At 47.3% G+C, this 23493-nt stretch carries 16 protein-coding genes; 6 read left to right on the top strand and 10 right to left on the bottom strand.

What is annotated here, in order from left to right; genetic code table 11:
* The first annotated feature begins 5 nt into the window (after nt 1-5).
* Entirely contained in the window at nt 6-1256 is a 1251-nt protein-coding gene (locus C3B52_RS02705; RefSeq protein ID WP_103104536.1) for a benzoate/H(+) symporter BenE family transporter, read from the top strand.
* On the opposite strand, the gene C3B52_RS02700 is transcribed toward C3B52_RS02705, so the two are convergent.
* A complete protein-coding gene (locus C3B52_RS02700) occupies nt 1235-2122 on the bottom strand; it encodes an SDR family oxidoreductase (protein WP_103104535.1) in 888 nt (295 codons plus the stop codon). The genes C3B52_RS02705 and C3B52_RS02700 overlap by 22 nt on opposite strands.
* A 139-nt stretch (nt 2123-2261) precedes the next feature.
* Between C3B52_RS02700 and C3B52_RS02695 the strand changes: the two genes are divergently transcribed.
* Nucleotides 2262-3209, top strand: coding sequence for a helix-turn-helix transcriptional regulator (locus C3B52_RS02695; protein WP_103104534.1), 948 nt, complete (start codon nt 2262-2264; stop codon nt 3207-3209).
* Here C3B52_RS02695 and C3B52_RS02690 read toward each other — a convergent pair.
* Nucleotides 3206-4387 carry an MFS transporter gene (locus C3B52_RS02690; RefSeq protein ID WP_103104533.1) on the bottom strand — a complete coding sequence of 394 codons (1182 nt, stop codon included), beginning with the start codon at nt 4385-4387 and terminating at the stop codon, nt 3206-3208. The two genes, C3B52_RS02695 and C3B52_RS02690, sit on opposite strands and share 4 nt — an antisense overlap.
* 230 nt (nt 4388-4617) lie before the next feature.
* Between C3B52_RS02690 and C3B52_RS02685 the strand changes: the two genes are divergently transcribed.
* Complete coding sequence (locus C3B52_RS02685) at nt 4618-4857, top strand: hypothetical protein (protein ID WP_103104532.1); 240 nt, start codon at nt 4618-4620, stop codon at nt 4855-4857.
* An 83-nt stretch (nt 4858-4940) separates the two neighbouring features.
* Here the strand turns inward: C3B52_RS02685 and ssuE are convergent, their stop codons facing one another.
* Together ssuE and C3B52_RS02675 are read right to left on the bottom strand one after the other, a co-directional pair.
* Entirely contained in the window at nt 4941-5495 is a 555-nt protein-coding gene (gene ssuE, locus C3B52_RS02680) for an NADPH-dependent FMN reductase (protein ID WP_103104531.1), read from the bottom strand.
* Nucleotides 5496-5716: 221 nt separating this feature from the next.
* Complete coding sequence (locus C3B52_RS02675) at nt 5717-6706, bottom strand: lipoate--protein ligase (protein WP_103104530.1); 990 nt, start codon at nt 6704-6706, stop codon at nt 5717-5719.
* Nucleotides 6707-6892: 186 nt separating this feature from the next.
* Between C3B52_RS02675 and C3B52_RS02670 the strand changes: the two genes are divergently transcribed.
* Nucleotides 6893-8650, top strand: coding sequence for a methyl-accepting chemotaxis protein (locus tag C3B52_RS02670; protein WP_103104529.1), 1758 nt, complete (start codon nt 6893-6895; stop codon nt 8648-8650).
* An 18-nt stretch (nt 8651-8668) separates the two neighbouring features.
* Here C3B52_RS02670 and C3B52_RS02665 read toward each other — a convergent pair whose 3' ends face one another.
* The 3 genes from C3B52_RS02665 to C3B52_RS02655 all read right to left on the bottom strand — a co-directional run bounded on the left by C3B52_RS02665 (nt 8669) and on the right by C3B52_RS02655 (nt 11900).
* Nucleotides 8669-9262 carry a YdeI/OmpD-associated family protein gene (locus tag C3B52_RS02665; protein WP_103104528.1) on the bottom strand — a complete coding sequence of 198 codons (594 nt, stop codon included), beginning with the start codon at nt 9260-9262 and terminating at the stop codon, nt 8669-8671.
* 147 nt (nt 9263-9409) lie between these two features.
* A complete protein-coding gene (locus tag C3B52_RS02660) occupies nt 9410-11188 on the bottom strand; it encodes a sensor histidine kinase (protein WP_103104527.1) in 1779 nt (592 codons plus the stop codon).
* Nucleotides 11178-11900 carry a response regulator transcription factor gene (locus tag C3B52_RS02655; RefSeq protein ID WP_103104526.1) on the bottom strand — a complete coding sequence of 241 codons (723 nt, stop codon included), beginning with the start codon at nt 11898-11900 and terminating at the stop codon, nt 11178-11180. Before C3B52_RS02655 ends, C3B52_RS02660 begins: the two co-directional genes overlap by 11 nt.
* Before the next feature lie 194 nt (nt 11901-12094).
* Here C3B52_RS02655 and C3B52_RS02650 point away from each other — a divergent pair, with 194 nt between their 5' ends.
* Nucleotides 12095-13081, top strand: a complete 987-nt coding sequence (locus C3B52_RS02650) for a peptidoglycan DD-metalloendopeptidase family protein (RefSeq protein WP_103104525.1) — start codon at nt 12095-12097, stop codon at nt 13079-13081.
* Nucleotides 13082-13201: 120 nt separating this feature from the next.
* Here C3B52_RS02650 and ppsA read toward each other — a convergent pair whose 3' ends face one another.
* On the bottom strand, nt 13202-15817 hold the full coding sequence (ppsA, locus tag C3B52_RS02645; RefSeq protein ID WP_103104524.1) for a phosphoenolpyruvate synthase: 2616 nt from the start codon (nt 15815-15817) through the stop codon (nt 13202-13204).
* Between the two features lie 396 nt (nt 15818-16213).
* On the opposite strand from ppsA, the gene brnQ reads away from it, so the two are divergent.
* Nucleotides 16214-17581, top strand: a complete 1368-nt coding sequence (gene brnQ, locus C3B52_RS02640; protein ID WP_103104523.1) for a branched-chain amino acid transport system II carrier protein — start codon at nt 16214-16216, stop codon at nt 17579-17581.
* A gap of 50 nt (nt 17582-17631) precedes the next feature.
* Here brnQ and ant(9) read toward each other — a convergent pair whose 3' ends face one another.
* Nucleotides 17632-18420 carry an aminoglycoside nucleotidyltransferase ANT(9) gene (gene ant(9), locus C3B52_RS02635; RefSeq protein ID WP_103104522.1) on the bottom strand — a complete coding sequence of 263 codons (789 nt, stop codon included), beginning with the start codon at nt 18418-18420 and terminating at the stop codon, nt 17632-17634.
* 99 nt (nt 18421-18519) lie between these two features.
* Nucleotides 18520-23493 (bottom strand): DUF4132 domain-containing protein, encoded by a 4974-nt coding sequence (locus C3B52_RS02630; protein ID WP_103104521.1) that lies wholly within the window; start codon nt 23491-23493, stop codon nt 18520-18522.

The raw sequence follows: 23493 nt of genomic DNA, 5'->3' as shown, positions 1-23493 counted from the left end.
GCATTGTGGCACCACAAAAACATCATTGGTCGATCTCATCATTAAAAAGCATTCCAGCTGATGCATCTGTTTCAGCTATTATCGTCGGACTTATTGCTACCATGGTTTCTTATGCCGGTCCATTACTGATCGTATTCCAGGCAGCCAAAGGAGCTGGACTAAGCGATGGCTTGCTTTCCTCCTGGATATGGGCGATTTCAATCGGGAGTGGACTGACTGCCATTATTTTAAGCATTTGGTTCAAAACGCCTGTAATCACGGCTTGGTCTACACCAGGTGCTGTGCTGCTTGTCTCCAGTCTGACCGTCTACCCGTACGCAGATGCGATTGGCGCCTATATTTTTTCTGCGGTTGTCATTACGGTGCTAGGAGTTTCCGGACTCTTTTCTACGCTTATGAAGTACGTGCCACAATCGATTACAACCGCCATGCTGGCAGGTATTTTGCTTTCTTTTGGTGTCGAGGTGTTCGTCTCGATGCAGCATCTCCCCGCCTTGGCATTGCCGATGATTTTTTGCTATTTATTTGCCAAGCGCTGGTCTCCGCGTTATGCGGTTGTGCTGACGCTTCTGGTAGGTTTGGTCGTCGCCTTTGGACTCGGCCGTTTGCATCTGGATGGGGTGCACATCGCTTTGGTCAATCCGATTTTCACGATGCCCAGCTTTTCACTCGATGCCATTATTGGATTAGGGATTCCTCTGTGCATCGTTACGATGGCTTCACAAAATGCTCCTGGTATCGGGGTGCTGAAAGCAGACGGCTATGATACGCCAGCCAGTCCGCTTGTCGCAACCACCGGTCTTGCTTCGTTGCTGCTCGCACCCTTTGGCGCACACGGCATCAATCTGGCCGCAATTACCGCTGCGATCTGCACGGGCAAGGAAGCGCATCCTGATCACACCAAACGGTATATTTCAGGAATTGCTTGTGGCGCCTTTTATCTCGTATTCGGAATGTTCGGCGTCACGATTGCCTCTGTTTTCTCTGCAATGCCAAAAGAGCTGATTGCGGTCATTGCCGGTCTGGCATTGTTTGCTTCCCTCAGCTCCAGTCTAGCGCAGGCGATGACGGAGCCGAGAGATCGGGAAAGTGCGCTCGTCACCTTCCTCGTCACGATCTCTGGCATCTCCATCGGCGGAATCGGCGCTGCCTTTTGGGGACTGATTGCCGGTGTTGTCACAAATATGATTTTGAATGGCGATCTGCGCAAATGGCTTGCCAAAAAAGGAGTTTCTCAAGCTTCGTCCGAGCGATAGAAGCCTTGCTCCTCAGCATAGCGACCCCAATGCGGTCTGCTTCCATCTCGGTCCGTAAAGCCGTATTCGTCAGAAAGCCCCCATGTGCTCAGCGTCTTTCCTGACTTGTCTGGAATCGCAGGATCTGTTGCGAGAGCCACGACAGCCTGACCGATGTAATAAGGAGTTTCCGATACGATAAAGTTCGGATCGATCCCCACCGCATCTCTCCACGTAGATTCGGTCACGCCAAAATGATCGAGCATCGCTTCGGAGCGAAGGAAGCCTGGAGTCAAAGCTACGGCTGTAATGCCATGCGGACGCAACTCTTGTGCCATCGCCTGTGCAAGATGGATTGTCGAGATTTTTGCGAGACTGTAGTAGAGATTGCCTCGGTACCGATAATCAATGCCGTCGGTGATCTCTATGATCAGTCCTTTTTTTCTCTCCAGCATGAGCGGCACGCCGTAATGACTCGTAATCAAATGCGTATGCACCGCTCTCTCCTGCATCAATATGCCCGAAGCCAGATCTTGCTCCCAAAATGGTTTCTCCCATTCCATCAACCCATCTCCGCCCCAAATATCATTGACCAGTAAATCCAGCTGCCCGTTCTGTTCCTGCTTCACTCGCTCAAACAGCGCTTTCACTTCTTCCGGCTGTGTATGGTCGACGCGAACCGCAATCCCGTGTCCACCTGCTGCTGTAACCAGCTCGGCTGTTTCCTCAATCGTTTCCTTACGTGCCATGTCGGACATTTGCCCTCTTGTGCTTCGTCCAGTTACGTACACAGTCGCTCCCGCTTCTCCAAGTCCTACCGCGATTCCTCGTCCAGCTCCTCGCGTACCGCCTGCAACCAGCGCTACTTTTCCTTGCAATGGCTTCATAAAAAAGCACCTCTTTCTCTTTGATTACTAGCCCTGGATTCAGTCTACAAAAGTAAATATGACAACTGTTGTCATATTCGGTACGATAGGATAAATAAAGAAAGCAATGGTCGGCATTTTTTTATAAGGAGGGAGTCTATTGCGGGCAGATCGGCTGCTATCTATTTTGCTGCTTTTGCAAAATCATGAACGTCTGACATCAAAAGAGCTTGCAGAGAAGCTGGAGGTATCGGAGCGAACGATTCATCGCGATATGGAGGCTTTGAGCGGGGCAGGAGTACCTGTTTATGCGGAGCGAGGTGCAGGTGGGGGATGGTCGTTGTCCCATGGCTATAGAAGCAACCTGACTGGCTTGAAAACGGATGAGCTGTTGTCGCTGCTGCTTGCCTCTCCTACTACGCTGCTGCGCGATCTGGGGATGGATGAGAGCTTTGACGATGCCTTGTCGAAGCTGGAATCTGCCTTGCCAAAAACGGTTCAGCAAAGCGCAGATAACGTCCGGGAGCGGCTCCATATTGACGGGGCTGGCTGGCACCAATCAGATGAAACCTTTCCTTATTTGACTTTGATCCAAGAAGCGGTCTGGCAGGAACGAAAGCTGCTTATTCGCTACAATCGCAGCGGTACGGAAGTGGAGCGGCTGATTCACCCACTTGGACTGGTTGCCAAGAGGAGTATCTGGTATTTGGTCGCACAAGTCGAGGAGGATTTGCGCACGTACCGCATCTCACGCTTCATCTCTGTGCAGATGCTGGAGGAGTCGTTTGTCAGGCCCGAGAGCTTTGAGCTTGCTTCCTTTTGGGAGCAGTCAACACAGGACTTCAAAGCAGCTCTCCCCCGCTACCCTGCTCGCATTTGGGTACGTGAGCAGGCCATGGATCGTCTCGCAGCTGAACGTTATGTAAAAATAGCTTCGACCCAATCTATCGAAAACGACTGGATCGAAGCTGAGGTAGAATTCCATACGCTTGAATCAGCGTGTGAGCTTGTGCTTGGCTATGGCGCACAAATCAAGGTGATAGAGCCTGCCCCGCTGCGGGATAAAATCATTGAGGTCGCCTCGGCTACCATCAGTCTTTACCTTTAGCTGGCAGTGGTGACCTCTACCCCTTTTGTTTCTTTTCCGATTACTAAAAGCACGATGGTGCCCGTAATAAGAACAACGGTAAACATGCCAAAAATGAACGTGTAGCTGTAGTGAAGGGCTGAGAAGTAGCCGACGAGATAAGGCGCGATAATACTGCCAATGCGCCCCACTCCGGAGGCGAAGCCTGAGCCTGTAGCCCGAAGCGGTGTCGGATAGTTTTCCGGCGTATAGGCGTAGAGTGCTCCCCAAGCTCCCAGATTAAAGAAGGATAGCAGGGCTCCTGTGACCAAAAGCCCAGTTGTTCCACTACTTTGACCAAATGCATACGCCATAATCCCGGTCATGAATAAAAATGTCGCCAGCGTACTTTTCCTTCCCCACTTTTCTACGAGGTAGGCAGCAGCGAAATACCCGGGAAGCTGTGCTAAGGTCATGATCAAAACGTACTGAAAGCTTTTGATCATCGTAAACCCTTTGTCGACAAGTACAGATGGCATCCACAGAAACATGCCGTAGTAGGAAAAGGTAATCGCAAACCAAACCACCCACAGCGTCAATGTTTCCTTTTGATGAGCGGTCCAGATTTTTTTCAGTGGAACCCTCTCTGCTCTTGGTTGAAACTTCGGCGACTCCGGTATGCTTTTGCGCGCAAACAGTGCGTACACGATAGGCAAAGCCCCGATGATCACGGCAATGCGCCAGCCGTAGTCCGGAATGATAAAGTAGGAAATGACTGCTGCCGCAATCCATCCCACTGCCCAAAAGCTTTCCAGAAGCACGACGGTACGGCCCCGCTTTTCTGGTGGTGCAAATTCATTGACCAGCGTCGAAGCCACTGGCAGCTCTGCCCCGAGTCCGAGCCCCATCAAGAACCGGAATAGTAACATGGACAAAAAGCCGGTAGCAAAAGCGCTGGCGAGACTCGCAGCCCCAAACAGCAAAAGCGTGAGTAAGAAGATCGGCTTGCGTCCAATCCGGTCCGCCAAAAACCCGCCAATAAACGCCCCTAGCGCCATTCCAACCAGATTTCCTGTCCCGAGTAACCCTGCTTCTTCCCCCGACAATCCCCATTCCTGTCTGAGTGCTACCATAATAAATGATAAAAGTGCAACATCCATGGCATCAAACATCCAGCCGAAGCCGGCTGCCCAAAAAACTTTTTTGTACGGTGCTGACATTTGCTGTTCCCTGCTTTCTTCTCGATTGCTTTCACTTGACTTCCTGTACTCATTTCGCTTCTGGCTTCATTTTCCTGCCAAGCGAGCACATTTACTGGATCATCTTTTTCCCTAGTACCATAGTGACCCAGGCGCTTTCCCTGCATACTTCATGGAAATGATGCTGCTTTTTTCGCATGCCTATCTATGTTACGCTTTGTTGTATACATTTGGAAATGGAGTGTTATCAAATGAAATCGAGCCTCTATCTCATTTTGGCCGTCGTTATGTTCCTTGCGAGCGGAATCATCTATACGGCAGAGAGAGCGATTGCATACTATTCCTGGATCGGTCAGATGCAAGCAAAAACAGGAAGCTTTCCGTCTGAGCCAGAGCTACCCTCCCTCGTGACAAATGGGTATGTTGTTTTTTTCCTTGCCCTCAGTATTTTTCTCTTTGTTCTCCTGTTTCTTGATCGAAAAAAAGAATGAAGGCCAAAAGGATGAGCTGGCGGGTACAAGTACCTGCTGTCAACGCATCCTTTTTCACATCTCTATTTTACAATCTGCTTTTGCTAATTGCCTTGTTTCTTCGTCACTTGCCAGTTTAGCTCTTGTATGAACTGCCCTGTCGATTCCTGCACGCGGCGTGCTGCTTCGGCATCGAGCTCACCTGAGCCGTCCTCGTTCTTTTTCACCTGTGTATCCTGTACAAATGCGCCGGCGAGTATGTGTCTTACACCAAGCGCCGTCAGTAACGGCTTCAGCGCGTAATCGATTGCCAGCAGGTGCGCAATCGTTCCCCCGATCGCCAGCGGCAGGACCAGCTTGCCTTCCAGACCTTTTTGTGGGAGCAGGTCTAAATAGGCTTTGAGTACACCCGTATACGATGCTTTATAGACAGGAGTAGCGATCACGACTCCGTCGGCTTGCTCAATAAGTGCATTTGCTCGGATGATCGGCTCACTGTCAAATTTCGCATGAAGCAAATCCTCTGCTGGCAAATCGCGCACGCGAATCCACTCTATCTCTACGTTTGCGTCTTTCAACTGCTTTTCTACTACTCCAAGTATGATGTCAAGTCTGGACGTCTTGGTTGGATTCCCTGAAACAATCACAATTTTAGCCATGATGAATGAATCTCCCTTCGTTTGTAGTTCTATTTTTTTCTGCCTATCGAAAACAAAAGAGGCACAGTCGTATCATAAGACAAAACCGTGCCTCCAGTTATCCGGTCGGCGACCAAATCATTTAATTCACACCAATTTACTCGGCAATTAAATGTATCGTAGCACCACCAATCATTGGCTGTCAATCGCTTTCCATTCGGATCAACTCGTATTTATCCGATTTATCCAATCAACAGGGTGACAAACGACTCTCGATCCAGGTTTCCGAAAAACTCCTGAATATTTACATCGGCTAAAAGTGCGCTGACAGATGACCGATCATACGGCGTATCTTTCAGCAGCTCCTCCAGCTCGGCTACATCTCTTACCCCAAAGAAGTCCCCGTAAATCTTGGCTTCCTTGATTCTTCCTTTTTCAATATCCAATTGGACTTCGACCGTACCAATATCAAAGCGTTTGGACTGACGGTAATTGCTTTTCGGCGATTTGCCGTAGTTCCAATCCCAGCTCTGATAACGGGAACGGGATAGCTCGTGAATGTTGTCCCAATCGCTGGCTGTGAGCTTGTACTCCTCGACTTCCCCGCCATCAAAAATGGAGTGAAGAATCGCCAAACGGAATTCCTCAATGGTCATCTCTTGCTCCAAAAACTCCGCGATGTTGGCAACTCGGCTGCGAATCGACTTGATTCCTTTGGACTGGATTTTTTCTGCGTTTACTTTGAGAGCAGATACCACATTTTCCATTTCCGAGTTGAACAGCAGTGTACCATGGCTAAACATGCGGCCCTTGGTCGAATACTGAGCGTTACCGGAAATTTTGCGTTCGCCTACTTGAATGTCGTTGCGGCCTGTCAGCTCTGCCTCTACGCCTAATTTTTTCAAGGCTTGGACAACTGGCTCGGTAAACTTGCGGAAGTTATGAAAGGACTGGCCATCGTCATTCGTAATAAAGCTGAAGTTGAGATTCCCTAGATCGTGATAAACAGCCCCGCCACCGGAAAGTCTGCGAACGATGTGAATGTTGTTTTCCTCCACATAGCTGGCATTAATCTCTTCAATCGTATTTTGGTTTTTCCCTATGATAATGGACGGTTCATTAATATAAAACAGCAAGTAATCATCGTGATCAGGCAAATTTTTGAGAGCGTACTCTTCGATTGCCAGATTGATGCGCGGATCGGTAATTCCTTGATTGTCGATGAATTTCATCGGTCAGCCTCCATCCGAAAATACTCTTTTCTCCCCTATCATACCATGTATTTCCTTCGAAGACTTGGCTTTCCCTATGCCGACTGCACCCGAAGTGTCGAGCGTTTCTCTCTATTTTTGCCTCCTTTTTTTGTCGATATATAAAAAGAAACATGTATAGATACAGAGATAAGGGGTGGTTTTATCGTGAAAAAAACAAAGTACACAGGACTGCGGTCTGTGCGCTCAAAGCTGGTCATCATTTGCTTACTCTTATTGGTACTTCCCAGTCTGATCGTTGGATTTCAGGGCTATTATTCATCCAGTACAAACTTAAATGATTTGGGTGCACGGGCTTTAAAGAACAATGTAAACATGACGATTGAAATGATTGATACTTTGCAGCGATATGTAACAGAAGGAAGGATAACCAAGGATGAGGCAGAGGAGCAAATCAAGAGCCATATTCTCGGCCCCAAGCAAGCTGATGGTTCCCGGCCGATAAACAAAAACATTGATAATGGCGAAAGTGGCTATATGTTCGTCATGGATGAAAAAGGAAACATCCTTGCTTCCCCTGACAGCGAAGGCAAGAACCAATGGGAAAATAAAGATGCAGACGGTGTCTTCTTTAATCAAGAAATAATTAAAGCGGGGAGGAGCGGTGGGGGCTTTACATACTATCAATGGGAAAAGGTCGGCATCCCGGACCAGATGTTTCCCAAGGTCGCATACTCTGAGCAAGACCCGCACTGGGGCTGGATCATTGTCGCAAGCAGCTACATGGAGGATTTTAACAAGCCGGCTGAAAGCGTATTGCAGGACCTGCTTATCGTTTTAAGTATTTTTTTAGTTTGCGGCTTTATCCTCACCTGGTTTGCCTCCGGGTATATTTCCAAACCGTTAGTGTCCATGGCTGCCCTCGTGAAAAAGGTTGCTGCTGGTGATTTGACCGGAGAAAAAATCGTCTGGAAAAGCCGCGACGAGATCGGTCAGCTCGGTGAAAATGTGAACATGATGACAGACAGTTTGCGCCAGCTTCTCACTCGCGTCAGCGTAAGCTCGGAGCATGTAGCATCCACTGCGGAGCAATTGACGGCAAGCTCGGAGCAAACGAGCAAAGCGACAGAGCAAATTGCGGTAACGATTCAAGAGGTCGCGATTGGAACCGAAGAACAATCACGCTCGGTCGTCGAGACCTCCCGCACGATGAACGACATGTCCGCTCGCTTGCAGCAGATTGCTGTAAGCACTGAGCAGGTATCTCTGTCTGTCGAAAATGCCTCGCAAAGTATTACAGGCGGAAATGAAGCCGTCACAACTGCTATTGCACAAATGCAGTCGATCAGCAGTACCGTCCACGGACTCGCGGATTCCATCAAGTCACTTGGCAAGCGTTCTGCAGACATTAGCAAAATCGTCGAGGTCATCACCTCGATTGCAGAGCAGACGAATCTTCTCGCGCTAAATGCAGCTATCGAGGCAGCCAGAGCAGGGGAGCATGGCAGAGGTTTTGCCGTAGTCGCCAATGAGGTTCGCATTTTGGCAGAGCAATCCGCTCAATCAACACAGCAGATCAAAGAGTTGATTGCTGCTATCCAGCTCGACACCAGCTCTGCTATCCGCGCCATGGAGACGACAACTTCGGAGGTGGCCGAAGGTATCGAGGTAGTCAATCTTGCAGGACAATCCTTCCATGAGATTTTAGCAGGCACGCGGAACGTGAAGAGCCAGATTCAAGAGGTGACACTCTCCACGCAGCATATGACCGTTGGTGCAGAACAGGTTGTCCAATCCATTGAAGTCATTGCCAAAACAGCCGAAGCATCTGCTTTTGGTTCGCAGAATGTATCTGCTGCCGCCGAGCAGCAGCTTGCGTCGATGGAAGAAATCTCGTCCTCTGCTGCCTCCTTGTCACAAATGGCAGAAGAGCTGCAAGACTTGATCAAGCAATTTAAGATCTAGGCGATAGACAGCCTGCTCTTACTCATTTAATCCCTTGCCATTGAGAATTTGCTGCATACTTTTTTCAATCCTTGACTCTCGTGTTTTGGATTGCTTGGGTGCAGAAAAATGAAGAAGGTACGCTCTTTGTCGCCCCGGCGTCAATGCTTCAAAGGCAGTTTTCAATGCAGGGATTTCATCAAATTTATTTTGCAGCTCTTCCGGAATTGTGTATTCCGTCGTCTTCTTAAAATCCACTTCCGTACCAGCTTTTTCAACTTCAATGGCCTCATGAATATAGGCTTTCAAGATGGCTTCCATTTCCACTATTTCCTGAACATTGGTGAACCGAATCTGGCGCCCCGCCTGTACGTTCTCCGTTTGTTGAATGAGGATTCCATGGGCGTCCTTTAACAAGGCGCCCTTGTGAAATAGAAGCGCACAATACTCTTTAAATCCATGAATTAAAACGATGTTCTTTTGCTCATATGTGTAGCAAGGATGCATCCATTTGAATTCTTCAGTCAGATCACAGTCAAGAACAATACTTCTCAGCTTTTCAAATTCCTCCTTCCACTTTTTCGCTTTACTTAAAAATTCATCAACCTTGGGATTCAGTTCACTTTTTGCCATCAGGGAACACTCCTCTTCCATTTTTCGATCAGGTGACAGTCTTTTTCGACATTATGGTTTCTTACTCCTTGCTATATGATTAGCCAAAATCTAAAAAAAGAAAACCTTTATCGTAGCCTGAAAAAATCGAGCCTCAATAAAGGTTTTTCATTGGTTTGGTTGTGGCAGCTTCGGCAAAGGAGCCTCCTCCCATATGAGAGAAATAGTCGTCCCTTGCCCTAGTGAACTACTGACGGTGATCTGTCCACCAAGTGCCTCGACTAACGCTTTAGTCACCGCCATGCCGAGCCCCGATCCTTCTGTACGCATCTCCGTATTCGTTCCGCGGAAATACCGTTCAAAGAGGCGGGCTGTTGTTTCCTCGGACATCCCTTTTCCGTTATCCGCAAACGTAAGAATAATAGTCGATGGCTTCACTGCCTGTACCGTAACAGTGATGGTCGTCCCGTTTTCATTGTGAAGCAGTGCATTGGCGATGAGGTTGTCCACGATTCGCTGGAACCACGGCTTGTAGATGAGTAAATGTACGGAGCAATCAGCCGGAACAAAACGGATACACTCTTCGGGGTACATCGGATGATTCGCTGCCTCAGCAATCGCTTCGGCTACATACTCATTCAACTCCACCCGCTCTACAGAAGGAGCAACTTGACCGTTTCGCAGCAGATACGTCAAGGTAAGATCGTTGATGAGGTCGTCCATATAAGACGATTTTTCCAAAATGATTTTCGCAAAGGATCGCACTTCCTCAGAAGTCCAATTGTAGTCTTTGTTGTCCAAAATATGTGCATAGCCTTTTATGGAGGACAAAGGCGTTTTCAGATCGTGAGACACTCCCGCAATCCATTCTTCTCTCATCCGCTCCGTTTCCTCCTGCAGCCGTTCATTGAGATGCAAGGTCTGTGATAAGGATTCCATGGAATCGATCACATCTTGGTAGATGCGGTACTTGCTTCTTCTATTGCCCTTGTGATCCCTGCTGCGTGGAAGACCACTCGAATCGGTAGGCTCCTCATACCTTCCCAACCGTAAAAATCGTAACCATTTCAATATGTGTGCGATCGGCGCTCCTAATCGTTGACCGAACCAATAAGAAGTTATGACAAACACAAGCATAGCCACCAGCATCAACATTCCTATGCCAATCGCCAGCACCTCGATTTCAGGTGTCCACCACGGCGAGGCACCAGGTCTTGCTCCCGACATCGGATAGCTGAGCAGCCACGTCTGCTTTGTCTCTTCATCATAATGAGAGATCAATCTCGTAGCGTACCGATCCGGGTAAACAGAGCGAAGCGCCAAATCCTGCACAGAGTAATCCGTAATGGCGCCAGCCGGTTTATTGAATGTTGCCAGCTCTTTCCCTTTTTCGTCCAAAAGCTGCATCCAGGCATTATTTTCTTTTAGCTGTTGATTCATCTCTTCTGTCAGGATAATTTCCTTGTCTTTTACCGTTGCCTGATTGATCAGCTTCTGAATGGATTCGTCGTCACGGTTTTCAAGTCCGTAGATCAAGGTGTGCAATACGCCGTTCTTCTCTTGAATCCACAAATACATGTGGTAAGGAAAGGGCGTTTTGCCCAGCCAATACGCGGTTAACTCGCCTGGCCCGTACTGAAGCGGCACATCCTCGGGAGTATAGAACGAGTCTGTCACACGCCCCTTTTCATCAATCCGCTGCAGCCACCCTCCATTTTCACGAACTAAAGCGAGCAGCTCAGGATCGAATTCCAGAGAATCTCCTTTTGCCTGGATGGTTTGAATCAATTGATATAAGCCTGCGCTCTCAAATTGTCGTGTTGCTTCGATTCGCGTCAATTGGTTCATGGTCCAAACGAGTGTTATACCCGCAAGAAGTGACAGGATGAGTCCAACGATGACGAGCCAGGCAATCAGGTGCAGGGCAAGCCTGCTTTTAATATTCATGCATATATTCCTTCTTCACCAGCTTGTATCCGAGTCCCCTCACGTTCACCAAATACTCGGGCTGTGCCGGATCAGGCTCAATACGCTCGCGAATCCGGTGAATATGGACCATGATCGTATTGTCGTCCCGAAGGCTATGCTCACCCCATACTCTTTCGTACAGCTCACTTTTGGAAAAAATCCGATTCGGGTTTTTACAAAAAAATAGCAGCAGCGAAAAGACAAGCGAAGGGCACGGGACAGGCACCCCCTCCACATAAAGCTCAGCAGCCGCTTCGTTGATCTGAAAACGGCCAAAATTCAGGATGCCATAGGATGGGGTTGGTAAAGGCATGGTCGATTTCTGTGAACGCCTGAGCAAGGATTTGATTCGGGCGACGATTTCCATCGGGTTAAACGGTTTGGTGACATAGTCATCTCCGCCTACCGCAAATCCCGTCAGCTTGTCAAAGTCAGTCGTCCTCGCACTCAAAAAAAGAATGGGGGCATCCGTTAGCCTGCGGATAAATGGACAAGCCTCTATACCGCTCATGACAGGCAGGGTGACATCGAGAACAATCAGGTCATAGGCATTTTGTTCACAGGCAATGAGCGCCTCTTCGGACGATGTCACTTTGTCGATGTATTGAAAACCTTCTTTACGCAGTACGGTCTCCAGCAAGTGAAGAATCGCTTGTTCATCGTCCACGAGAAGGATCGAGGCATCATTCACGACAGGTTCTCCTCTCTACGTTTAGCAGTCTCCCTTTATTTTACCATTCTCCTCCCTCTTCGGATCATCATGAACCTTAACGGAGTCTTAATTCTTCCTCTTTATATTTAAGACGAGAGTAAGGCCGCGTTTCAGATGCCATAAGACTGGTACTTTATGATAAAGGTATATTGCGGAAAGGATGATAGCGACTTATGAAAAAAACCTGGATCATAATGAGTGCCTTCACATTGCTATTGGCGGGCTGCTGGAATAACTACGAGCAAACAAGCGTCACTACTACCTCTACAGGATCGCAAACAACATCAGGAGCGAGTACGGAGAAAGTCAAATCCGAGGAAATCGGGCAGACTTTGCTTGCTGGAGAATACGACCGAATCTACGATCAGACAAGCGCTGATTTTAAAAAGGAATTATCAAAGAAACAATTCCATGATGCCGTAAAAAACTCACAGGCTAGAGTCAAGTCATGGAATCCGAATTCAAAGCTCTACTTAAATGGCAGCACCTATGAAACATGGGTCGATCAAGACGGTAAGTTTGGGCTGGTAGCCATGATGAACGAGAAGGGCGAGATTACTGGCCTTCGCTTCAATCCGCTTGAGAGCTTTGTTGAACAGGACAAAGCTTTAACCAAGCTTACCTACCGTGCTCCTTTCAAAGGAGACTGGCACGTCTTTTGGGGAGGTCAAAATGTTTTCGCAAACTATCATTACGCAATCCAAAGTCAGCGCTACGCGTATGATCTGATTCAGATAAAGGACGGTTACTCCTACAAGGGTGATTCCAAGAAAAACGAGAGCTATTACATGTTTGGGCAAGAAATTCTTGCACCTGAAGCAGGGACAGTCGTCCATACCATAAACGACGTGAAGGACAACGTACCAGTCGGGGTTATGAACGAAGCTCAACCCACTGGCAATCTCGTTGTCATCGATCATGGAAACGGGGAATTCAGTTATTTGGCTCATTTAAAGGAAGGGTCCGTTACCGTCAAGACTGGTGATCGCGTCGCCAAAGGGGATAAGATTGGTCTGGGCGGCAACTCGGGCAATTCAAGTGAACCGCATCTTCATTATCAAGTCTCTGATGGCAGTGATTTGTTCACTAGCAAATCCATTCGTGTGCAATGGGAAAATAATTTGAATCCGGTCCAAGGAGACGTTGTTACAGGCAACTAAATCGGACTGCTTCAAGTAAAAAAGCAGTAGTATAAGACTTTAATCATACAGTCTTAGACTACTGCTGCTGTTGTTCAACTTCTGCTCCCATTCATCAATGGGAATTTATTCTTTCTGCGCTCAAAGTATTTCGATATACCCTTCTGTTCCATGCACGCGAATTCGCTGCCCATCTTTTATCAGCTTGGTAGCATTCTCCACCCCGACAACTGCTGGCAAGCCATATTCACGTGCGATAACTGCTCCATGGGTCATCAGTCCACCAACCTCGGTGATCAGTCCTTTTATGGATACAAACAATGGTGTCCAGCTAGGGTCAGTAAAGGTGGTAACTAATATATCTCCGTCTTCGAGATCAGCATCTACCATGTTTAAGATGACGCGTGCACGCCCCTCAACAACTCCGGAAGAAACTGCTAGACCTACAATCGCATCGGCAGGCAGATTTTCTCGTTTGTACTCACCTGCAATGATTTCACCATCAGACGTAATTACGCGTGGTGGCGTTAGTTTCTCAAAAAACTTATAATCGTCCTTCCGTTTGTTAATAATCTGATAATCAAGTTTGTTTGTGCGTACGACTTCGTGAAGCTCGTCAAAATTGAGATAGTATACATCTTCTTTTTCATGGATAACGCCCGCTTGAACGAGTCGATCGGCTTCTTTCAGCAAAGCCTGCTTATAAACGAAGTAGCGACTAATCATGCCGTATTTCGGATATTCCCTAAAGCCGCTGAAATTCCGGATCAGGTCGATCATTCGTTTTGTTTCTTTGGCTTTTTGTTCACCATCGGGTAATTGCTTCAATCGCTCTAATAGCTCTTGTTCTTTATTCAATGCTTCCTGTCGCCCTTGCTCAAATTTCCACTTGCTGGCATAAGTCTCAAAGTTTTTGATATTACCAAGAATTATGGGGACCAGTGTAATTGGTTTTTCGCTCCAACGCGTTCTTGTTATATCGATTTCTCCAGTACATCTCATTCCGTATTTTCCCAAATAATCACAAATAGCGTCCCTAGCTTCCTGTCCACCCTCAAACTTGATCAGTTCATCTAAAAAGTTATCATCTTTTACGTGTTGTAAATAATCAATTACCTGTGGATATGGGCGAATCACATCTGCGACATCCAATAGCGCTAGTCCCATCTCTGAAGTAATATTGTTTGGCACAGATTGCGAAAGCGTATCTGCTGCATTTTTTTCACCCAACCACTTCATCATGTTTTCATTGATCCATGATGAAGCATCCATAGCTGCCATAATCACACTCGAGCTTTGTGGGTCAAATAATATCTTCTTTAATTGCTGAATATCTTCCAGGATAAAATCAAACAAATCCAATCCAGATTTCGTTACAATGTTATGCTTTACCTCGTCGACAGAAGTTTGAGTCCTCTTTATCAAATCAGAAACGATTGTCGGATCGCTTTCGATTTGTGCTTGCAATCCCGCAAAAGGCATACCTTTACTGCTTTTACCAGGACTCGGTGTATTTTTATCATTGGATAACGGTTGTATAAAATTTCCACGCCCGATTACAGTCATGAGTGCATCTTTCATGAGCGGCTCGGATTGCCCGAGCATATTGACTATCGCTTCTCTGCTGTCAGGTGAAGCAAGCATAGGTGTGACATCAACAAACAACCTTCCACCAGCCCTGCGCATGGGTGCGGGAGTTACTAACAGGAAAAAAGACAATCCCAGTGGTTTTATCGGATCAGTCATCATTTGTTGGTGACCAACAGAAATGTAAACGTGATTTTCCTGATCATTCGCTTCAGGGATGGGGTATAAAGTCGTGATTGGACGACTCTGGACAATATAAAAAGTATCATGGTCCAAACACCATTCGATATCTTGCGGGCAACCAAAATAAGCTTCGATCTGTCTTCCGATACGTTCTAGTTGTAGGATTTGTTGTTCCGTGAGGGTTTGTGTCTTTTGCTGATCAGGATCGAGCTGCTGTGTCTTCGTTCCGCCTTCCTTTCCTCCATAAATAGCCAGCTTTTTGGTTGCTACCCTCTTCTCGACGATTTGCCCTTCCTGTACTTTATAAGTATCAGGAGATACCAACCCAGAAACCAGTGCTTCTCCAAGTCCAAAACTGGCGTCGATGGATAGCAGCTTCCGGTTGGAGGTAATGGGATCAGCTGTAAATAAAATTCCTGAGGCTTGTGGGAAAACCATTCTTTGCACGATAACAGATAGATAAACATGTCTGTGGTCAAATCCATTTTGCATACGGTAAATTACCGCTCGATCCGTAAATAGAGAAGCCCAGCATTTGCTGATATGCTGCAGGATTGCTTCTTTGCCAATGATATTTAAATAGGTGTCTTGCTGACCTGCAAATGAGGCATGTGGCAAATCTTCAGCAGTCGCACTAGAACGCACTGCATAAGCATGTTCCTCTCCAAACTGGGAGAGATAGTGAGTAACTGCGCGCGCAACATCAGAAGGAATTTCTGCTTCGATAATGTTTTGCCGAATCTTCCTGCTGATTTCAGCAATTTGATCTCGATCTTCTACTTTTAGTGTGGTGAGTCGCTCCACTAAAGAGTGGTACGTTTCGTTTTGTTCGATGGCTTTTTGATATCCCGTTGTTGTAACACAAAATCCTTCTGGTACTTGTATCCCTTCCATTTTTGATAATTCCCCTAGATTTAACCCTTTTCCGCCTACAAGCGAAAGCTGTGTTTTTTCCATTTCATGAAAACCGAGTACCAAAGAACCCACTCAACATCTCTCCTAACCATTAAATTGAGAAATAACATTTGACATGAGGTTACCGGCATGGTACACTTAAAGTGTAAGATGCAATACTTATGACCGTGTAATTAAGAACAGTCGTAAATTGATTGTATCATTGTGTCTTTTTATGTGCAATATCGAAGAACCTGGTGAATTTGTCCAGGTTCTTTTTTGATTTTCCACTACCTGCTTTTGATCCACTTGGTTCCCTAGAAGTGGTCTGTCTCCTAAATACTGAAATTGTAATCTTTCAATAAAGGAACTATAATGAGTGTCGTTGTTCTGAACGCAGTATGTTCATTGACAGTAAAATTTGAATTTTTTGCAGTTAGCCGAACAGTATCTCATGACTTCGAGGTTTAGGCTGATAGGGGGATTTTTATGTCACAAAAAACGCCGTTTTCTTTTGTCGTCATTATAGGATTCATGTTGTTTGCATTGTTTTTTGGAGCCGGTAATCTGATTTTTCCACCTATGCTGGGTCAGTTGGCAGGAACCAATGTATGGCTAGCCAATGCAGGCTTTTTAGTTACCGGCGTGGGATTGCCACTTTTAGCGATCACCGCTTTTGTTTTTTCTGGCAAAGACGACTTACGATCGTTAGCTAATCGTGTTCACCCTTTATTTGGTATGGTATTCACGGTTGTTCTTTATTTGGCGATCGGTCCATTTTTTGCTATCCCTAGGTCCGGCAATGTATCTTTTGAGATTGGGGTCAAGCCATTCCTATCTGGCGAGACAGGCTCCATCCCACTCATTCTTTTCACTATCCTGTTTTTTGCCACTGCATGTCTCTTATCTCTCAATCCTGTAAAAATCATCAATGTGGTCGGAAAAATCCTCACCCCAATCAAATTGACTTTTATCGGATTTATTGTCCTAACAGCAGTGATTCGTCCCATTGGAGCTTTCCAACCCCCGACTGAGGATTACATGCAACATGTATTTTTCAAAGGCTTTCAAGAAGGTTATTTAACTCTGGATGCTCTCGTAGCTTTTGTTTTCGGAATCATTATCGTGAATGCCATCAAAGAAAAAGGAATTACGACCAAAAAACAGATTTTGGCCACATGTGCAAAGGCGACGATGATCGCCGGCACGCTCCTCGTTCTTTTTTATTCGGCTCTTTCTTATATGGGTGCTTCAAGTGTGGAGAAATTGGGCCATTTAGAAAATGGAGCCGAGGTTTTAGCGAAGGTTTCGAATTATTATTTCGGTTCCTATGGTGCCATTTTATTAGGCTTTATGATTACAGTGGCGTGTTTGACCACAAGTGTAGGGCTCATAACAGCTTGCTCTTCCTTCTTCCATTTATTGTTTCCGGCTATTTCTTACAAAAAATTTGCCGTTATTTTATCGGTTTTCAGTACACTTGTTGCAAATATCGGATTAACGCAGCTGATCAAGGTTTCCGTTCCTATCTTAATGACGATGTACCCCATTGCTATATCACTACTATTCTTAACATTTCTACACAAAGCATTTCGTGGTTGGCCCGAGGTGTACCAAGGAAGCTTGCTTTTCACCTTTATCATCAGTTTGTTTGATGGACTGAAGGCGGCTGAAGTGCACATCGCTGTCATAGAAAATTATTTCACGCAGTACCTTCCCTTGTACGATGTAGGCTTAGGCTGGCTGCTCCCCGCTTTCATAGGCGGTTTGTGCGGATACATTTTCCGTCTTTTCCGCAAGACAAGCCCCCAGCGTTCTCGTGCAATCCATTTACATGATGGAAATACCAACAGTTAGTGAATTCATCCCCCTAGACAAACACATCTAGGGGATTCCTTTTATCTAAGTTATTGATCACCAAAATAAGACTCTATTGCGTTTTTCATATGGTTGACGAGTGCTGTCACCTCGGGCTCCTTTCCTTCCCAGTTATCAACACACTCTCCTCGATAGGCTCTTCTAGCTATGTCGAGTAAAGCCGCATGCTCAGCAGGTAACTGAGGGATAGCCCATTTTGCAGCCACATCTTTTGGAGCGATCTCACCAACCGCCACCGTTAACCACATTCGGGCAAGAGTTAAAATCACGTTACGTTCATCTCCATGAGTACCCTCTATTAATCCTGGCAAAGACTCCATAATCGCTCTGCGAATATCTGTCATCGGTACGGGGTCAAGTAAAGCAGAAGCGTGCGGGCCAAAAAGAGAAATGCTATTCTTTCTGACTTGTGCTAAAACAATTGCCAAATCAGGATCATAGGCTGGTTCCGGAACTCGTCCTTTCTCAAAATCATCCCTCAGCCACTCACCATAGATATATTCATTTTTGGGAGGAAAACACCAAGGGACAACATCCCCATGGTTTATCACCGTGAATTCAAGTGGTCGCACAGAAGCTGTATTCCCTATCTTTCCTGATATAGCCATTAGTCGATCTGTTAGTTTTCTTCGGGTTCCTTCAGATAAACGATGATTCACAACCACCAGAACATCTACATCACTGTTAATACGCAAGCCACCCGCTACTGTAGAGCCGAATAAGTATACGCCCACTGCCGTTCTATCAAGTAACTCTTCTACAACTTTTACTGCTTGAATCGCTTCTTTCGGTATATTTACGTGATTTATATCTTTCATCAACTACAAGCTCCTTTCGTCTAATAAAAAATCCCCTCTATCGTCTTGGAAAAATGTTTTCCTTCCCAAACGCAGAGGGGATTCGTTTATCCAGCTACTCTAGCTTTGCAGCTGCATCAATATTTGTGGGTCCTTGATTTTCGTATCCTCCGCCAGCATGACGATTTTGGATAAAATCTCTGCGGTTTTCGGATCTTCGTCGAGGAACGGCAGGAAGATGCGTCCCCGATGCTGCGAATGAACCGGAATAATATGCAGAGCACCCGTTGCCTGCTTATAAACCATTCCGCTACCCAAATGCACGGCAAACTCTCCAAGGCTTCCATCTACACGCGCGTAATTTCCGTCCAGTCTTACATTTTTCAGCTTCAACAGACGCAGCGATTCTTGAACGATCGCATGACGCATCTCGATCGTCGTCAAGCTCGCCTCTGGGTCTACCCCACCGACATGAGCAACGCTCACGACAAGATCTACGTCTCTCATCACCTCGGAGAACAAGACGGGTGGCACTTGATCCAGTCCTACGCTTTGGTAGGTCGTACGATCCTTGAACGAAATGACCTCAAGGGTAGGCGCTTCCGTATCAGACGGAGAGAACCAATCGGCCATAGCATACAGACTCGCAATCAGATTTTCTGCATAAAACACTTTTTGCAAGCCTTCCTCATAGCTGACGGTCCATTGTCTGCCTTTCAGGAGAGCCACTGTCTTTTTCGGTTGAACCTGATAACCCGCATAGCGGCGGGAATGGGTCGCATGTGCAAGCTCATCAGCATTTGGTACGTACAGCTCGCGAAACACCTGCTTGAATGGCTGGCGCAGCTCTCTGTCGAACAGGTCACGCTGGAACGTACTCCACTGCCCACTCTTGTACAGATGCACGGGATGGGCAATCTGCACCTCATCCTCGTCCGTCAAACCGACAAGCTTGCCTGATGAGTCACGGAGCGATTCGATTTCTCCCTCATAGTACCCCAAATGATCCCCAAACTTGAAGACCAGAGAACGGAGCATCGGACGAATGACCGGATTGCCGTCCAAGCCTGCCAATTCCTTGCCGGTAAAAGAATTGCCTGTTGTCATGGAGCGCTCCAGCTCTTGGCGCGCCCTGCGGTACTGCTCGGTAAGCTCCGACTTCATTTCTTTTAATGAAAGGATATACTCATCCTTTTTGTACTTCGCTGGAACAGACTTGAGCTCTTTGCCCTTGCGGCTTATCTTGATCTCCGCTTGCCCCTCATCGTCAACAACTAGCTGCACAGTCGTCTCTTCGTCCAGCAAATGCGGCTCGAAGTATGCTTTCATCTCATCTACCTTGCGTGCTTCCATATCCCATTTCAGACGCGTGACATCTCTGTACCCGGCATTGCGTGCCAGATTGTCCAAGGCGATATGCGAAGCGATGCCTTCACTTGCTCTGCGCTGCGCACCAAATTTCTTGCTTTGTAAAAGGAACTGCTGAATAAAATCGTAGCGCGTCCGTAGATCCTGTTCCCGCTCTTTGCTCAGCGGAATCAAGCTATAGCTAAGCAAATGATCCTTGTTTCGCTTCTCAGCGGCAGACGTCCTCATTTCTTCCAGCTCCAGCTTACCCAGTGTCGCATCCGCAAACAGCTGCGAACGGCGATGGTTGGCACCTGCGGAAATGTACTTGGCACACTCATACAGCAGCTTGAAGCGTTTTTCCCCGAGGGTCTGATACGCCTCCTGGAACCAGCCGATATCAAATGCTCCATCGTTGAAATCATTCGGTGTGATAGGAGAATAGTGAGCGACGACTGTCTCTTTTTCGGCAGAGAAGCTCTCGTTAATATGGGCGTGGAAATACCAGGCTGCACTGCGCAAGCCTTCCCAGCCCAAATGCTCTGCAACAATTTCGATCCACTGAGGTGCGTACATCGCAGCCTCAAGCAGGCGCTTCTCCGTGATTCCTTTATGCTCCTTGAGCAGCTTGCTCAGCATTGCGGCATCTTCGCCAGCACGTGGATGGCAATTTTTCAGCAGATGACTGAAGGCTTCCTTTTTCGTCAGGTTTTCATCGTAGCTGGATATGTATCCGCGTACGAATGCATCCCGGTCAAGCCCCGCCAAAATACGCACCCAATATTCCATTCCTTCAATACGCAGGACCCTGGTCACAAACGTTGTCACTTCTGTAGGCAGATCCCCTCGAGTCAGCTCGATGCTGACGATGCGATCCACTACAGTATTCCGAATCGCGATTACCTTTGGACTCTCCTGTAGCTTGCCATTGTGTCCAGAGGTCAGACTCCACAAATAGCTACGGCTGTCAAAGCTGCCAAGCAGCGCTTTATACAGCTCGTTATCTCCGATGATGCCATTTTCAAAGGCACGCAATCTTTCCTCCAGCGAAATCGATGAGCTTTGGCGCGTTGTATCGATCATCTGATCAAAGGCAAAGGCTGTGTGATAATAGGCTTGGAATGACTCATCATCATGGACACGGTTACGCGTCATACCAAGCCAAGGCCGTGTCACCAGCTCAAATACGCCCCTCCTTTGCTTGGCATCCCATGCTTCCGTTTCCTGAATCAGCTTGATTGTTGCCATATTCGTAATCGCAAACGTTTCTTTTTTATCACTGTCCAAGTAGAAGGCCCGAACTAATTGACTAACCTGATCAGTGTAGGTCAATTCCTTGAACACGTCCTGAATTTCTACAAGCACCGAAAGCGGATATACCTTTTCGATATACGCTTTGCGCGTGCCTTCCAAAAGCTTGTGCTTTCGGAGTTCAGAGTAATCCATTTCATCCGAGAAGGCACTATAAAAATGGTCGAGCGTATAATCGAATGATTTCAGTACCGTGTAAAAGTACAGCTGCATCAGTTCATGAGACGTAGGCTGGTTCTGCTCCAAATACGCACGCCACTCTTCGTGCAACGGGAAGCGCTCCAAATAGGGGACTGCTTCCTCCTCATCTTCCCCGTTATAAAAGTTCCTTGTCTCTCTCAGATTCACGCCAATCAGAAGCGTATCCTTGTAACCGGAGTAGTATTCGGATACATATTCCACATCGCGATGCTTATGGACGAGCTCATCCAAGCCCTGTAAAAATTTCTTCGCCCTCTCCGGCGTAAGGGTAAACACGTCCTTTTGCAGCGAAAACTCCCCGACATCCTTCTTTTCCAACAGCCATGGTTCTGTAGCCGCAGGATCAAACAGGCCGAAGCCCTCTTCTTTGCTTGTCCCGCTCTTTTGCCCCAGACTGTCCAGGATTGCCTGTTCTTTGGCTGTCGGTTTCTTGATCAACGCTGTCAAAGGCTGCAAGCGAGTCAATTGCTCTTGGCGCTCAGTGTCTTTCCCGATCTCAACCAGCACTTCTAGTCCACCTAGCCGTTGCAGCTCATTTCCTGCCTGAAGCAATCGTGTTAGGGAAGCCGCCACACTCTCTTCCGGCTGCAGCAGCAAGACTCCGATCGTGCTCTGACGCAGCGATCCGGTCTTCAGCTTCAGCAATTCCTCCATTTGGCTTAGCTCGTCATCAGCGAGCACTGTTTCCTTTAATTGCTCCAGCGCATGCTCACGGTTTTTCATACTTTTATCTGTCAGGCTCTCCAGAATAAATGCGCGTAGCACCGGATTGTTCTTGTTAGTCATAAAGTGGGACAATAAAGCTCCGCGTTGGTCAGGGCTTAGCCTTTCCTTGCGGGAGATCAGCTGTTCAATGAAGCCCTCGTCCATATCGTAGGCTGTCAAATAAAGCATCTTTTGGACAGGCAAATCAGAGGTGTACTGGACATGGACAAAATCGAGCGCTTTTGATGGGGAAGAGTACTCTTTAGCCATATTGTCAAACATCGCGAGCAACTTCTGGAAGTCTTGGATACGCGCGTTCTTGTCCTCCAGCGCTTCCATACGGTCGAACCGAATCGTCGGTTCGTCCGCTGCCGCTCCAGGCCTACGCCAGATCGGAAAGTAGTTGTAGCAGTAATTGGTCAGCACCCAAAATTGCAGCTCCGGATCGGTCACATCGAGCTGCTCTCTGGCAAGACGCATCCGCAGCTCGCGGTTTTGGCTGTTGACAAGTACGTATTGGGCAACGATTTTCTGGTGACGCTGTCCTTGTTTCATCAAACGTTCGATGCTCTCGTACAAGTCTCTTTCCTCATAGACGGCACTTGCCCAGAGTGCGATAAAGATCTCATTGGCATTACTGCTGTCCTGCCATTGCACGCGCAGCTCATCCTCTGTCAATGCCCGATACACCTGCTCGATCAACAGACCGGCCACACGCTGATTGGCTGCCTCCAGATTCATACCTGTCCAGACGCCCAATGCGCGCACCACGGAGCTGTAGCGAATATACCCTTCATCGATGATCAGCTTGAGGATATGCAGATTTGCCGATAGCGTCCCCTCGTCCATCCGCTCTACGATGCTCTGACGCAGGCCCTCTTGCAGCCTGGCAGCTTTAAGCAGCTCCCCAACCATCTGGTACATGTCTTCCTGATGGCTTAGGAAAATACCCTTGATCATCTCGTGGGATAAGAGTGCAGTCTGATTGTCTCCGTAAATGATGTTCGTCAGGGCTGTCCGTACCTGCTCATTGCCACGGTCCAGCTCATAGCCGATGAGGTCTCCGATTGCCACCTTGAGGTAATATTCCCTCCCTGGGGCATAATCTGCTTCGCTTAAATAGTCCACCAGCTTGAATTGCTTTCTGTCCATAAGCAGTAGAGCCGCTGTTCTTTGGATGATCCGTTCCATATGCAGGGCAGCCTCTGTCGTTCGGAACGGTCGTCGGTAGTATCCCTGCGCGTATGGATACTCCGTGGCATGCTTGATGATGTAGCGAAGCACATCTGCCTGTTCTTTGTTTGCCAGTTGCTCCAGTAAATAAACGAGTGGCTCAAATAAACGGTCTTTCTCACCAGCCGCCATTTCTATGAGGGCATGTTTACACTGCTCCATCACTTCGGCATCGATGTGCCCCGTTTCACTCATTCCGATCAACAAATGCGCAAGAGGCTGAAGCTCTTTTGCCATGCCCTCTGCTTTTTCCTGCAGAATTTCCCGACTTTGCTTAGTTTGATCCTCTTTATTCAT

The organism is Brevibacillus reuszeri (assembly GCF_002897295.1).
Lineage (GTDB): Bacteria > Bacillota > Bacilli > Brevibacillales > Brevibacillaceae > Brevibacillus > Brevibacillus reuszeri_A.
Note: the sequence above shows the minus strand (reverse complement) of the source record. Positions and strands in the feature narration are given on the sequence as shown.